We start from the raw sequence: 15573 nt of genomic DNA, 5'->3' as shown, positions 1-15573 counted from the left end.
GGTGCCCTTTTGGCTTTTTTCGCCCGCAAATTCTTGCTAAAATTTCACCATTCATAGCCCAGACCAAATCATTATGCAAACCCTCAATTCCTCCCTGCTTCAAGCCGTTCTCGACCTTGCCCACCAAGCAGGCCAACATCTGACCAACTTTTACGCCCAATCTGTCGCCGTCCATATCAAGGCCGATCAAACCCCAGTAACCGAGGCCGATCTCTTTATCAGCCAGTTCGTGGTGGAGCAGCTCAAGGCCCTTACGCCTGAGGTGCCAGTTTTATCGGAAGAAAGTTGCAAGATCCCCTTAAGTGAACGGCAGAATTGGCAGGAATATTGGATTGTCGATCCCCTGGATGGCACCCAGCAATTTATCGACAGAACCGATCAGTTTGCTGTGGTTATTGGCTTGGTGCAGAACAATCGTCCTGTGCTGGGCGTGATCCACGCTCCCATTTTGGGCAAGACCTATTATGCCCTGGCAGGTGCTGGCGCCTTTTTGCAAGAAAAGGGCCAAATTCGCCCGCTTGTAAGAAGAGCTACTCAGCCAAAAGAACAATTTTTAATCGCCATGGGCACGCCTAATCCACAAAGAATTGCTGCCAGCCTTCAAGCCCCCTATCAGGCAGAGCTGATGAAATATGGCTCCAGCAGCCTCAAGGCTGGCCTAGTGGCCGAGGGCAAGGCTGATTGCTATATCCGCTTTGGTGACACGGGCGAATGGGACACGGCCGTGGCCGAGGTTTTGCTGGCCGAAACAGGCGGGCAGATTTTTGATCTCAACTTCCAACCACTGACCTACAACCAAAGGGAGAGCTTTATCAACCCTCACTTTGTGATGGTGGCCAATAAAGCTCAGGATTGGCAGGCTGTCTTCGATTTTTATTAAATACTTCCCTCCACCCGCTTGCGGGGGGAGGTGCCGAAGGCGGAGGGGGTTAAAGTCTTTCATACAACTTAAAAGCCTGCCTGTCCGACTGGCTGGCCAGGTAATCCGAAATCACCCGTGGGCGGCCGTATTCATCGGCCTCCCTCCAGCTTTCCCGCACGGCTTGGGGCAGGAGGCGGAGGGGATCGCAGGTTAGAATATCAAATAAATCCATCAGAATCCGCTGGCCGCGAAACTCTACTTGCTGGGTCTTGGCATCGCAGATCACATACTCATACACAAAGGTTTTGAGAATATTAAGCACGCACTTGACCTCATCAGGCAGATAGGCATTAAAACGTAGAAGCGGGCTTTCAAATTGGGGAAGCACCTTCCACTGCACGTTAGTAATAAAGAAATTGACCAAGGAGCCAATCACATCCTTGCGTTCATAGCGGTGGTGGGAGAAGAGCTTGTGGGAAAGCTCGGGCAGCTTGCTCCGAATCCAGTCTGAGGCACAATTTCTGAGTCGCTCTTCAGCCACCTGCCAGGTTTGAGGGCTGATCATGCCGCCGGCAATAGCATCTTCCAAATCATGCACCCCGTAGGCGATGTCGTCTGCCAGTTCCATAATGCTACAGTCTAGGGATTTATAGCAGGTCTTGTTAGGATCTTGCGGCTGATTGGCCTGTACTACCTGACAAAATTCCTCCCTATCACTGACAGAAAGCGGTTCCAAGACCCAGTCAAAAAAGCGGGCATCACTATTATAAATCCCCTTGGCCGTTGGGAAATGGTGGAGGTTAATATAGCGATTTTCAGGCAAGATTTGCCTTGCCTGCGGCTGGGTTTGGGAGAGCAGGGCAGGGTACTTGATAATGCCCAAGAGGGTGCGGCGGGTCAGGTTCATGCCTAACTTGGGCGTATAGGGTTCTAACTGGGTCACAATACGGAAGGACTGGGCATTGCCCTCAAAGCCGCCATGCTCCCGCATTTTGTAATTAAGGGCCATTTCGCCCCCATGGCCAAAGGGCGGATGGCCGATGTCGTGGGCGAAACAGAGGGTTTCAATCAGGCTTCTGGAGGGCAGTAAAGCGGTAAGATTTTGCCGGAAATTTGCAAATTCTGGCTCAGGGGCAGCCACTTGAAAGCCGGCCACATCTTCCACTAATTTTGCCCGTAGGCTGCTGCCAATTTGGGCCACCTCCAGGGAATGGGTCAGGCGGGTGCGGTAGAAATCGTCCTCGCCCACGGCATGGATCTGGGTCTTAGCCTGTAAACAGCGGAAGGCTTCCGAATGCAAGACCCGGCCCCGATCTCGTTGGAAGGGGGAGCGGTGATCATTGGGGCGAAGCGGATCGGCTTGGTAACGGTCTGTCCAGGGCTTGAGCATAGAATCTCCTTATGGTTACAGGCAATTTTGGCTATAATACCCCTATTTGACTGCAAATTTTAGACCCTATGGCACTTTTTTATTCAGAAAAGGCGACCAAGCTCGCCAAAAAAACGCAAACCCGCTTCCCGCTCCAGATCCAATCCCTAGACTATCAGGGCTTGGGCGTGGCCAAACGGGAGGGCAAGACCTGGTTTGTGGAAAACGCCCTGCCGGAGGAGCGGGTAGAAGTCCAGGTGCTGGAGGAAAAACGTCAGTACGGCCGGGCCCAAGCGGTCAAGATCCTGCAAAAATCTGCACATCGTCAAACAGCTTCTTGTGCCTATTACGGCCGTTGCGGCGGCTGCCAAATGCAGCATATCCCGCTGGATATGCAACGCCAGGCCAAGCAGGATGCCCTCTTTCAACGCCTGCAAAAATTACAGGCCGACCCTATCGACTTCCAATCCATGCTGGTGGGCGAGAGCAAGGCCTACCGCCGCCGGGCCAAGCTCAGTATAGCCCTACAGAAGAACCAGCTAGTGGTCGGTTTTCGCCAGGCGGCCTCCCAACAGATTATCCCCTTGGAGCATTGTGAGGTTTTGGAAAAAGCGTTAGAAGTCCTGCTTCAACCTCTTCAAACCCTGCTGGCCAGCTGGCAGAATAAAAAGGCCCTGGGCCATATTGAACTGGTTCATGCGGATAACGGGGTCGCCCTCCTGCTCCGCCACTTGGGCAAACTGACTGACAAGGACGAAACCGCCCTGCGAGCCTTTGCAGAGGCTCATGCCCTGAATTTATTTGTGATGTTGGGTGAGGATCAGATTGACCTGTGGGCAGGTGCTCAACCCTTTTATTCCCTGGGCGACCTACGCCTGCATTTCTCCATTCGGGACTTTATCCAAATCAACCGAGAGCTCAACCAAAAGATGGTGCAAACCGCTCTCAACTGGCTGGAGCTAAGCCCGCAAGACCGGGTGCTGGATCTCTTCTGTGGCATGGGCAACTTCAGCCTGCCCCTGGCCCAAAAGGCAGGTTTTGTGGTGGGCGTTGAGGGCGTTGCCCCTATGGTGGAACAGGCCCAGGCCAATGCGGCCTTCAACCAGTTAGAAAATGTCGCCTTCTACCAAACCAACCTAGATGAACCCTTCCACACCCAGCCCTGGGCCAGGGAAGCCTTTAACAAGATCTTGCTGGATCCCGCCCGCAACGGGGCCTATTTCGCCCTGGATCACCTCTGCCAACTCCAGCCCGAGCGGATTGTCTATGTCTCCTGCAACCCCGCCACCCTGGTGCGGGATGCCCAAAAACTTATACAAGCGGGCTATAAACTGGAAAAATCTGCAATGATTGATATGTTCCCACAGACGGGGCATTTGGAGTCCATTTCGCTTTTTCTCGGTAGGTTTTTAAAAGTTCCTTGAATGATTCATTGATAGGTCAAAAAATGTTCGATTGAACTGCTAAAACGTTTTAGCTGCATACTTTTTAAGAAATCCGATTTATAATTAAACAATAATTGTTCTTATTTCTTGGGTTCTTTTAATGTCATGCGCCAAAATAACTGCCTTGCCTTGCCTTGCCTTGCCTTGCCTTGCTAGCAAGCATAACCTATTCTAAAAATCTTTTCGCAGCAGAACCTGAGCAGAAAGTTGTTAGCGCACAAGTGCTTGAGGCGCCAGAAGCTCTACCTGAATTAGGTAAGCCAGAAGCCCTTGAGTTTGGCTATTCTCAAGCAGAATTGGCTAATAATGAGCCTTTAACCCGTGCTTTGCTTGATCAGGCCATTATCAAAAACCAGCCCAAGGCCATTGAGCAACTGCTCAAGATCTATCAAACCTTTTCCCAGCAAGATCCTATCCTCGTTCTCTTTGCCAAGGCAAAACTGGCCAAGAGCCAGGGAAATTATGCCCAAAGCATTGCCTATTTCCGTGAGATCTTGGCTCAAAACCCTTCGCTTAACACGGTGCGGATTGAGCTGGCCATGGTGTTTTTCTTAGAACAACAAAATAAGGCAGCAGTAGAGCAGTTCAAAAAGGCCCGTGCTGAAGCCGATCTCCCACCAGATATTGCCTATGTGATCGACCAATACCTCCAAGCCCTTGAGCAACGTGAGGGCTGGAATGTCGATTTTGGTCTACGTTACCTCAATGAAAGCAATGTCAATAATGTGTCTTCAGCACCCAAAATCGAAAACACAGCCTTTGTCAAAAACGAAAGTATGTTGCCTCAAAAGGCCAAGGGAGTAGGCTATTCAGTGGGCCTTAGCCGTGACTTTAACCTAGTCAATGCCCACTATTTGCATTTTTCCAATCAGCTTTATGGCAAGACCTATTGGACCAATCATGACTACGACGACATTAGTAATCGTACCTATTTGGGCTATGCCTACAAAAGTGCTCGCCAAAATTGGCAGATCCTGCCCTTTTATGAGCGCCAATGGTATGGTAATCACCGCTACAAAAAGGCAATAGGCCTGCGTTTGGCTTACAATCGTTGGCTTAATACCAACTGGCAACTTTCTTTGGCAGGCGAATATGCCAAACAGGATTACCACGAGCGCACTTATCTAAAGGGCAACCATAAATTAGCCTCGGCCACCCTCCTTTGGCAGCCAAACGCAAGACAGTTTTGGTATGTCGGCGGTGACGTGAGCCGAGAACAGGCACAGGTCAAGCAGTATGGCTATGTGCTCAAAACTCTGCGTTTGGGCTGGGGCCAGGAATGGGGCTGGGGGATTTCTTCTCGCTTGAACCTTTCCCTGTCTAAACGTAACTACCAAGACAATCTTGTCTTGGGTAATGTTTTTCGTTTTGATAAAAAACGGGAAGATAAAATTTATTCCGCAAATTTAAGCTTGTGGAAAAGAGATTGGCATTATTGGGGCATTACACCGAAACTTGGGTTTATGTGGAAGCAACAGCAAAGCAATTTCGACACGCTTTATTCCTACACGGATAAAAGTTTTAACTTATTTTTGAAAAATCGTTTTAATCTCTCTTAAAGGACTCTTTATGAAAAAAATGCCTCTTGCAATCGCCATTCTTTTTTCTATGGGATTGTCTGCTTGTTCCTCTAATGGCAGCAGCGATAATAACCCTGTTGCACCGCCATCAGGTGGAAGTATGAGTACTGACCTTACTCCGACGCCAACCCCGACGCCAACCCCAGATCCTGAGCCTGAGATCTTTAATAAAACAGCACAAGTAACAAGCTACTTTGCCGATAAAGTAGATTCTGCCAGCTATAAATATTTAACAGATGCGATTCAATATAATGAGTTCGTATCTAAGGCTAAAGCAGCTGAAGCCCTACCAGCAATTTGTAGTAATGCTGGAACCAGTAGATGTCGGGCAGGTACGGTTGAAGTTGGTACAGTAATTGGTGGTAAAAACAACAGCTATTCAGGTTATGCAGCCATTCGTGAAACCCATGGACTGGCAGATCAGGGCATTCCAACCAATGCTTTTGCCTATTATGTGGATACGCCAACCACAAATAATGCAGCTATTTTAGATGCGACCTACAAGGGGCAGGTGTCTTGGACTAGGGGTAACGGCCCTGCTATCAATACCTATGATAGCTTGACCATGACTGTTAAAAATGGTCAAGTTAGTGGCGTGGCGACAAGAACACAAGGGAACACCAATGTCGTAACCTATGACGCTATTACCTTTAATACTGCTGATATTACTGTTTCTGATACAGGAGCTACCTTCTCAGGAACAGCTAATTTCTTAAATCGTTATTTTAATACGTCAGCAGAAGATAATATGGGAACGGTCGCAGGCACGTATAAAGGTGCATTTGCAGGCACGAATGCTGAAGAAGTGGTCGGAACCTTTGAAACGGATCCGAGTGTTTCAGCAACCTCTGTTCAAGGTGCATTTTCTGCAACTAAATAATTTCTTGGCTCATCACAATTTAATTGTGATGGCTTTTATTTATCAACCTTATTAAGGGCTTCTTTATGAAAAAAAATGTTTCTGTTCTATTGGCTATTATGATCTCATTGGGTTTGGGGGCTTGCTCTTCTTCTGGTGGTTCATCGAATAATGCTGCACCCGCTGTAGAGCCAACACCTGCAACACCAGTACCTCAAATAGTAAAAGTACTGGCTTCAAGCACCACAGCAACAGATGGCACGCTTGGCTATAACTATGTGACGAATAGTGAAAAATATGCAGAGTTATTGAATACTGTTAAAGATCAAGCGGATATTTCAGAGGCAAAAGCCTCTACTTTTAGTGGTTCCACGGTTGCTCAAGGAACCATTATGGCCTCACATAAAAAAAGCTACTCAAGCTACGCGGTAATTCGTGAGGCCTATGATGCAGCAAACAAAGCTAACCCAGCAAACAGTTATGTTGCTATTGTAACAACGCCAACGACAGATAAAGCGATGGTAGTGGATGCAACCTATAAAGGGCAGGCAACGTATACGGCTAAAAACTTAGCCGCGGTGACAACTTTACGTTTACAAGATAACTTTACCTTAACAGTTAAAGATAATGCTGTGGCAGGTAAGGTTGTGACTGCTCCAAGTAATAAGTATCCTGAAGGCCAGGCTGTTGTAACCTTTAACGAAGGTACTATTGCTGCGGAAAATAATGCAGTTACATTTAATGGTTCGGCTACATTTAATACTACTTTCTTTGGTACTGAAGCAGGCACTTACCAAGGTCAATTTGCAGGGGCAAATGCAGAAGAAGTGGTGGGTACATTTACTACGACAGAAAAAGCTGATGGTGCTTCTGGACAAGGTGCATTTAGCGGAACAAAACAATAAATATTTTAGGGGGATGAAGATCATCCCCTCTTCCTAATTTCAGGCGCCATCAAGGAAATCATATGAAAAAGACACAGATTGCTATTTTTTGCAATGTTTTGCTTATTGCAGGCTATTCCGTTGCAGAAGAAAATGAAAACCTAGTATTAGATGAAGTTATCGTTAAAGAAACTGCTTTTAGCCAACAGGTTGGCACACAAAAAATTTCAGCAGACCAAATCAAACGCTTGCCAAGTACCAATGGCAAAATCACAGAATTACTTAAACTGAATCCAAATGTGAATTTCTCAAACACAGTCAATTCTGCCAGTACTGCTGGGGAAATTCGACCTGATGAAGTGTCTTTTCATGGTCAAAAGTTTTATGAAAATAACTTTATGATCGATGGAATTTCAAATAATGATAACCTCAACCCAGGTGACTTAGCTCGTGCAGGTGCAGGCGAACTCATTGCAGGAACCAATGCTTATGATTTACCTGCTGGAGGGACACAATCCTTATGGATTAATACCAAATTGCTCAAAAATGTTGAGGTGTTTGACAGTAATATTTCTGCCAAATACGGTAACTTTATGGGCGGGGTCATCAATGCAGAATTAAAAGATCCCGATTTAGAAAAAGCCAGTGGTTCTATTTCTTATCGTACAACCCGCAGTGCCTGGGCAAAATATAATATCAATGATGAAGATCGCGCCTCCTTTGAAGCCGCAACTTCTTATAGTGCCCAGCCACAATTTAAAAAAGAATATTATGATGTGGTATTAAATCAGCCATTAAGTGATCGCTTTGGTATTCTTTTCTCTTATTCTAAAGAAACATCTGATCTATTAAGCAATCACTCAGGTCTTCGTTATCGTGCTGATCCAACCAAAACCGTCACTCGCCTAAATGATCGAAGCAATGAAATCTTCCTTTTAAAAGGGATCTATTTTGGCGATCATGGTAATACCTTTAAAGGAACGGTTATTTATTCGCCACACCAGTCACGTGTTGTTAAAAATAATTTCTATAAAGGCCAGATGGACAGCACAGGCGGCGGAGTCAGCGGCCTACTAGAATGGGAAAAACAGTTTGATCTCCTAAAAATGACTACTGCATTTAGCTATAAACGCACAGGCGATACGGTTGAGCATGAAGAAGATAGCTACCGTCGTTATGAGGCTTCAGAGCTATTAGAATGGTTCAATACAAATAATAGCTTTGCACTCCGTGGTGGTTTTGGTAAATATAAGACTGAAAAAGCTACCTATACCCTTAAACAAAATTTTAGTGGTCTTCATTTTGATTGGGGACAAAGCGAGCATAAAATTATTTTTGGCTGGGATGCCAATCTTGCACAAGCCAGATATAAACGCTACCAAAATGTATACCAATATCTTTACACACCTGGTTCTTCAAGTCTGACTTGTAATGGTGCAAATGAATGTATTGATGGCCAGCAATATGCTTATGAGGCACGGCTTTATCCACAACGCCAAGTTAAGGTAAAAGATGATTCCTATTCTGCTTATATTGAAGATAATATTAGCTGGAAAAATCTAGATATTAACCTTGGTGGTCGTTTAGACTATAGTGCATATTTAAAGAATCTGAATTTCTCACCAAGATTTTCTGCTTCATATGATGTTTTTGGTAATCAAAATACTCGTCTATTTGGTGGCCTAAGTCGTTATTATTCCAATTCCATGTTGGCCTATGCTTTAAGAGCGAATATTGGTGGAAATTATATTTATAAACGCAGCACAACAGCTGACTGGTATCTAGATAGAGAATCAACCTTAGGTAATAATTTCTCAGTAAAAAGTGATCTTAAAACCCCTTATAATGATGAATCTGTTTTAGGCCTTTCACAGAAGTTACTGGGGACTCAATGGACAGTTAAATGGGTTCATCGCCATGGTAAGGATCAATTTACACGCGAAAAAGGTCAAGGCATTGAACGGATTATGACAAATGGAGGTTGGACAAAAGCCAACACTGTGACTCTAGATGTGTCTAATTTGAACGAGTATAAACTTGGTTTTATGAATCTTAATTGGAAATTAGGTTTAGCTTATGCTAAAAATAAAACCAACTATTCATCCTATAATGATGACCCTGAAGATGATATATCAAAAGCAATTTATCGTGACCAATTATTGGATATTTGGAATCTTCCCCAAATGATTTCAATAATAAATATACTGCCTTTTTAAATATTAATACAGAATTCCCAGCACTGCGTTTGCAATGGGATCATATTATTAAATATACAGGTAAAACACGATTTATTGCCACTGACGATTCAACAGTAGACTGTTCTTACGCTAGTTATGCAGCCATTTGTGGTGATTATAAGAAAAAAGCCCGTGTCTATCGTGACTATGAGAAGGCCAAGTTATTAACCTTAGATTGGCGTTTTACCTATAAGCAACCAACTTTCAAAAGCCAGTATTTAGAATTAACGTTAGATGTTAATAATGTTCTTAATGCTAAAGCTAAAAGCACTCGTAAAGGATCTGGTAGCACGGTAAGACGTGAATATACCTTAGGCCGTAACTTCTGGCTAGGTGCAAGCTACAACTGGTAAGCCTCAACCCTTTTCCAAGCGGTAAGAAATTTGCAAATTTTTGCAAAAATCCTACCGCTTGTTGCTATTTTTACGGACAAGCAAATTTCATGATAAAACGATTTATTTTTTCCCTTTCTATCCTCGCCTTTGCTGGCTCAAGCTGGGCGGAAGTGAGCCAGCCTATTCAGGGCGAACTCGCCAATGGCCTGCGTTATACTCTTGTCCCTCTTCATAAAGAAAAGGGCCGGGTTGAGCTGCGGATGAAGGTGGATGCTGGGGCGGTGGACGAAACAGACAGCCAAGCCGGCGTGGCCCACATGGTCGAGCACCTGGTCTTTCGAGCGACTGACAAATATGCCAGCGTGATGGAGCATCTCCACGCCCAAAAATGGGGGAGGGGTAGGAACTATAATGCTGTCACCACGGCCGAGCATACCACCTATATGATGACTCCGCCGCAAACCGCCAAACTGGATCAGGCCTTTGAGGCCCTGTCGCAAATGCTCTTTCATGCCAAGCTGACCCAGGCCGACCTAGACAAGGAACGCAAGATTATTCTGGAAGAATGGCGGCAGGGCCAGGGGGTGGGGAACACCATGAACCGCCTGCGGATTGAGAGTCTGCGAGCCGATTCCCGCTATGCCCGCAATCCGGTGATTGGCACTATGGACAGCATTAACCTTATGCCTGCCACCGAATTGCAGGCCTATTACCAGAATTGGTATGTGCCCAATAATATGCAGCTTTTGGTGGTGGGCGATATTGAACCAGAGCAGACCAAGCAGCTAATTGCCGATTATTTTGGCAAGGCACAAGCCAAGGCACTGCCTAAGCGGGATTATTATGAACCTGCCTTAAATCAAAATCTGAAAATCCGCAAAATTCAGGATCCACGCAGTGGCGTGAGCCAAATTGCCTATATTTTCCGCTTTGATGAAAGCCGTCAGCGGGAGCAAACCGAGCAGGGCAGATATGAACGCCTGGTGGACAGGCTGGCTCTGGCTGCCCTCAACCAACGCTTACGCAATCAAAAAGAGTTGTTACCCAAGGGCGTGAGCCATGTAGGGGTGCGTAAGTCTGACATCGGCAAAAATACCGTGGCTCTGGCCATCTATGCTAGTGTCAGTTCAACTGAGCATGAGCTAGGTCTTAAGCAGGTCTTGACCGAAATTGAGCGAGTCAAACGCTTCCCCATTACACAAAAGGAGCTAGACAAGCAAAAGGTCCCAATTCAAGAACAGATTGAAGCCGCCAAGAAGCGGACAGAAGATCGGGATTTTTCTGGCTGGATGCAGGCCATGGTCAATACTGTCTTGCTGGACAAGCCCTATAAGAGCCAACAAGAATTAGGCAAAACAACCGAACCGCTCTTAGCCAACATTAGGGTTGAGGAAATTAACGCCCGCCTGAATCATTGGTTTAGCCAGCTGGATCGGCTGGTGCAGTACCAACCACCGAGAGATACCCAGTTAGACATCAGCCTGGCTACAGTAGAAAAACTGCTAGCAGAAACGGCTCAAGCCTAGATTGCTGCCCCACAGGCTGAAAAAGAGATTGTGCCGATGGCCTTGGAGAATGTGAAAGGCCAGGGCAAAATTGTCTCCACCCAAGTCTTTCCAGAGCAAAATGTGCAGCATTGGACACTTTCTAACGGTGATAAGGTGGTTTGGCTCAAAACTCCGCTTGCTGAAGACAAAACCTACTTCCAGGCCCAGAGCCAGGCAGGCTTTATGTTGCAGGGCCTAGGCAAGTGGCAGAGCCAGCTGGCCACCCAGATGATTGCCCAAAATGCCCCACTGGATTGGGAAATTGAGCAGTTAAACCAATGGAAAAAGATCAATAAGGTCAATTTATCCCTAGATCAGAAGGCCAATAAGCTCCTCTTTAAGGGCACAGTGGAGAGCGACAAGCTTGCCGATCTCTTCCGTCTCTATTATGCCTATCAGTTGGAAACGACTGTCAAGGATGGTTTAGATGAGGCCAAAGAGGCCATGGGCCGTAGCATTGATCTGCAAAATGAAAAGAATGATGACAACCTGCAAATGCAGATGGTCGCCAAACTGCGTTTTGGCAAGGAGGCAGATGATAGCCTGCCGACCAAGGCCAGTTTAGGGCCAATTTTGGATCAGGATCTCAACCAAATTTGGCAGCAGATGACGACCCTTCCAACCACCTATTTTATTGCCAGCAACCAAGATGAGGCCAGCCTAAAAGCACTGGTGAGCCAGTACCTGGCCCCTATTCCACGCAATGACAAGCGGGTTGAGTTTGAGCAAAATTTACCAGTCAAGGGCCTAGGCCAGGCCCGTTTTGATCGCCATCCTGAACCCAAAGATGATGTGCGTTTGTGGCTCTTTAGTGAGCATGCGTGGCAGGGCAAGGATGCAGCCATGGTGGCCATCCTCCGCCAGATTGCGGCCGACAAGCTCAAGTTAAGCCTGCGGGATCAGTCCTTAGGTGTGTACAGCCTGAGACTGGAAAGCACCCTTAATCCAGACACTAATCGGGTGGAAAGTGAGCTAAAATTTACCGCCAATCCAGCCAATACAGAGAAACTGATTGCCCAGGCCAAGGCGGTCTTAAGGGATCTGCCTAACCAGATCACCGAGGCCGATATTAAATCCGCCCAGGCCAGCTTTAAGCGGGCGGAAGGGGAGAGACTGAAGTCGGTTGATACCTGGTTTAATCGCTTGATTCTTAGCGAAAACCAATATGGCGATCCCCGTTACCTGACGGATATGCAGGGCTTGACCGATAATATCACCCTGGAAAATGCCAGGGCCATGGCAGCCAAGATCTTCAATGCGGAAAATCAGAAGGTCTTTGTGGTGGGGCAAAAGAAATAGGAAAAATCATGAAACAATTTCTTAAACGACTTTATTCACTGATTAAGCCCTTTTGGGGCAATAAGGCCAACTGGCTGTCCTGGCTTATTTTTGCTGTCGTGATTGGCATTGGCTCGGGCATTGCCTATATCAATGTCAGAATTAACGAATGGCAGAAGGGTTTTTACGATGCCTTGGCCAAAATTGGCGATATTGACATCAATTTAATCTATTCCCTCTTAACCGAATATTTTATTTATATTGCCATTTTTGTGGTGATTAACGTCTATCGCACCTGGTTACGCAAGTTATTGATTATCCGCTGGCGGGAATCCATGACCGAACAATTTATTGGCCAATGGCTGGCCAATAATATTTTCTATAAGCTGGCCCAGCGTAAGCAAATGGACAACCCCGATCAGCGGATTGCAGAGGATATTCGCTTATTTGTGGAATACAGCATTGAATTAACCATTTCCTTAATCTTTAACTTAATTCAGCTCTATTCCTTCCTCATGATCTTGTGGAATTTATCAGGGCAGCCAGAATTTACCTTTTTCGGCCATACCTTTGTGGTTAAGGGATATTTGGTTTGGGTGGCCCTGATTTATTCTATCTTTGGAACAATTATTACCCACCTAATCGGGAATAAGCTCCATCACTTAAACTATAGGCAACAGGTCTTTGAGGCCAACTTCCGTACCAGCCTGATTCACAAGCAGGATAATGCAGAGCAAATCGCCCTCTACAAGGGCCAGGAAACCGAAAAGGCCAGCCTGGCCAATGAATTTAAGCAGATTGTCGGCAACTGGCGACTTTTGATGAACCGGGAACGTAACCTGGGCTTCTTTACGGTTTGGTATGATCGTTTCTCGCTCATTTTGCCGGTGCTCTTTTCCATTCCGCTTCTCATTGCCAAAATTGCTACCTTTGGTGGCCTAATGCAGATTCGCAGTGCCTTTGGGGTGGTGCTGAATACCTTTAGCTGGTTTATTTTTGCCTATTCTATTTTGCCTAAATGGTCGGCGGCTATTTCCCGTTTAAGTCAATTGAAGGCTGAAATGGAAGCCCTTGAGAAAGAATTAAAGGCCGAAGTTGAACTGACGGAAAATATAGTAGATACACAAAAGCTCACTGTTTTTACGCCAGAAAATAAGCGACTATTGGCAGATATTTCCCTTAGCCTTGCACCAAATAAATGGGTGCGTTTAAAGGGCCAAAGTGGTTTAGGCAAATCAACTTTTTTACGGGTTTTAAGTGGCATCTGGGATTTTTATCAAGGTTCCTACCGCTTGCCTAAAAAACAAGGCCTGCTTATTCCTCAACGTCCTTATTTAAATGATGGGAGCCTGGCTGAGCTATTAAGTTATCCTAATTGTAATACATATAGCGAGGCGGAATTAAATGCCTGCTTGGAAAAAGTAAAATTAAACCAATGGGTAAATCGCTTAGATGAAGTCCATAATTGGCAACATATTTTTTCTGGAGGCGAACAACAACGGATTGCCTTTGCCCGTATTCTCTTAAATAAACCTGAAGTTATTTATTTAGATGAGGTAACGTCTAATTTAGATAAGGATTCAGCCCTTGCTTTAATGCAGTTATTGAAAGAGGAATTACCGCAGGCGAGTGTGGTTTATATTTCCCACCAAGAGGAATTGGCTGCTTTAGCAGATGAAGAAATTGATTTAGGCTCTTATCGGCCTGTTTAGAAAAGGCCTTGTATTAAAACGGCTACTTTAAGACCACCTCCAATATATCACAAGCGGCTAAATTTTTATAAAAACTTGCAAGGATTCCTTTAGTTTTCTTGCACTATCAGAGGGACAAGTAGGGACAAATTACCCGCCTCTAATCAATCCAAAACCATCAGGGCGAATGTGATTCGTCCCTACAACCCCGCTGGCTCTATCTGGGGCTGTGAAATCCAGAGCAGAAAAGCCACTCAACCCTGTTTAACCGATTGTGACGTAGTCGGCTTTTGGTAAAAAGGTGGCTCCATCAGAAATCATTTTACTTAGACACTTGTACTCAATTATAAAAAAACTATATTGCTTAAAGGCGTAAGCTACCACAAGTGCTGAAGAAAAGATGCTTAACGGCATCTTTTTTTGCCTAAAGATATGTTTTTTGGAGGCATAGTAGACAAAATAGTTGCTGATTCGTCAAAAACTATGCCAAGTGGACAAAATAGTTGCTAATGTTTATTTTCTAAAATGTTAGCAGCTATTTTTATTCAAAAAATCCTTTATAAACATGGCTTTATGTTTTTTGCTTAATCCATTATGATTATTTAACTGTCGCTCCATATGTTTAAATAGCCCTTCAAGCCTATTTGTTGTCCTTTCTATATTTAAATCTGACCATTCTTCAAAAGTAAATAAATATTTCATATACCATTTAAGGCTTGCATAAGCCCCTCTAACACTACGATGCTTATAAGGTAAATATCCCTTTTCATTTGGCTTATCACTTCTTTCTTTTAAATACTCTTCATGTTTTAAATGCCAATAATGAAGGCGTTTGTAAAATTCATTTTTTGAACTCTCTACCAGTGTTTTTGCAATAATTTTTAATTCTTTTCCCGCTTGTGATTGATGCTTCTTCCTGAGTTTTCTCATCACTATTGCAACCATATGGAATTGACACATCTGTACAGGTGCATTGAACAAGTCCTTCATCAGGCCTCGCCTACCATCACAAGTAATGGATTGTATTATATAGCTTTTTTCTCTCAATCTATTAAGTGCCAGCTTATAGTAAACGTCTTTTTCTGTTCTTACAAAACAGTGAAATACCACTTTCTTTGTATGAGAATCCATTAACACTAATACGCCGAAATTACGCTTAAAAAAGGTAGTGTCCATAATTATATTAAGCGATGTGCTTTGAGGTGGATGTAATAATGTTTTAGGGGCTTTATCAATATATCTTTGGATTGTTCTAACCGAACAATGATACTTATTGGCAAGCTGTTGATAGGTTTGTTTTCCTGAAGTGTAATCACCCCAGATCTTTATTGGATCTAATTTCTTATGATGGGTAAAGGTTTTATTACATTGATTACAATAATAACGCTGAATATTATTTTGTTTGCCATGTTTCTTGATATTCGTGCTTTGGCAGAAAGGGCAGTTTTTTGTTCATTTTTCAAAAAGAGGGCTTAAAGCCTTGTAC

At 44.8% G+C, this 15573-nt stretch carries 8 protein-coding genes and 2 pseudogenes; 8 read left to right on the top strand and 2 right to left on the bottom strand.

The features are described 5' to 3' along the window. The first annotated feature begins 73 nt into the window (after positions 1–73). The gene (locus A4G20_04100) at positions 74–880 is read left to right on the top strand and encodes a 3'(2'),5'-bisphosphate nucleotidase (protein QIW15567.1); all 807 of its coding nucleotides are present in this window, start codon (positions 74–76) and stop codon (positions 878–880) included. Between the two features lie 49 nt (positions 881–929). Here A4G20_04100 and A4G20_04095 read toward each other — a convergent pair whose 3' ends face one another. Continuing rightward, a complete protein-coding gene (locus A4G20_04095) occupies positions 930–2252 on the bottom strand; it encodes a dGTPase (protein QIW15566.1) in 1323 nt (440 codons plus the stop codon). A 68-nt stretch (positions 2253–2320) separates the two neighbouring features. Here A4G20_04095 and A4G20_04090 point away from each other — a divergent pair, with 68 nt between their 5' ends. The 7 genes and pseudogenes from A4G20_04090 (at position 2321) to A4G20_04060 (ending at position 14108) form a co-directional block, all read left to right on the top strand. Beyond that, positions 2321–3655, top strand: coding sequence for a 23S rRNA methyltransferase (locus A4G20_04090; GenBank protein QIW15565.1), 1335 nt, complete (start codon positions 2321–2323; stop codon positions 3653–3655). Positions 3656–3897: 242 nt separating this feature from the next. Further along, positions 3898–5235, top strand: a complete 1338-nt coding sequence (locus A4G20_04085) for a hypothetical protein (protein QIW15564.1) — start codon at positions 3898–3900, stop codon at positions 5233–5235. 10 nt (positions 5236–5245) lie between these two features. Then, positions 5246–6136 carry a hypothetical protein gene (locus A4G20_04080; GenBank protein QIW15563.1) on the top strand — a complete coding sequence of 297 codons (891 nt, stop codon included), beginning with the start codon at positions 5246–5248 and terminating at the stop codon, positions 6134–6136. A gap of 65 nt (positions 6137–6201) precedes the next feature. Continuing rightward, the gene (locus A4G20_04075) at positions 6202–7020 is read left to right on the top strand and encodes a hypothetical protein (GenBank protein ID QIW15562.1); all 819 of its coding nucleotides are present in this window, start codon (positions 6202–6204) and stop codon (positions 7018–7020) included. Positions 7021–7082: 62 nt separating this feature from the next. Next, positions 7083–9589 (top strand): annotated as a pseudogene (locus A4G20_04070) (hypothetical protein). A gap of 92 nt (positions 9590–9681) precedes the next feature. Continuing rightward, positions 9682–12417: pseudogene (locus tag A4G20_04065) on the top strand (peptidase M16). A gap of 8 nt (positions 12418–12425) precedes the next feature. Continuing rightward, positions 12426–14108, top strand: coding sequence for an ABC transporter ATP-binding protein (locus A4G20_04060; GenBank protein QIW15561.1), 1683 nt, complete (start codon positions 12426–12428; stop codon positions 14106–14108). A gap of 507 nt (positions 14109–14615) precedes the next feature. Here A4G20_04060 and A4G20_04055 read toward each other — a convergent pair. Next, positions 14616–15218 carry a transposase gene (locus A4G20_04055; protein ID QIW16848.1) on the bottom strand — a complete coding sequence of 201 codons (603 nt, stop codon included), beginning with the start codon at positions 15216–15218 and terminating at the stop codon, positions 14616–14618. Positions 15219–15573 lie beyond the last annotated feature (355 nt).

It is taken from the genome of Pasteurellaceae bacterium RH1A, from assembly GCA_012221805.1.
In the GTDB taxonomy this organism is placed as follows: Bacteria; Pseudomonadota; Gammaproteobacteria; order Enterobacterales; family Pasteurellaceae; genus RH1A.
This window is presented reverse-complemented; position numbering and strand designations above follow the sequence as displayed.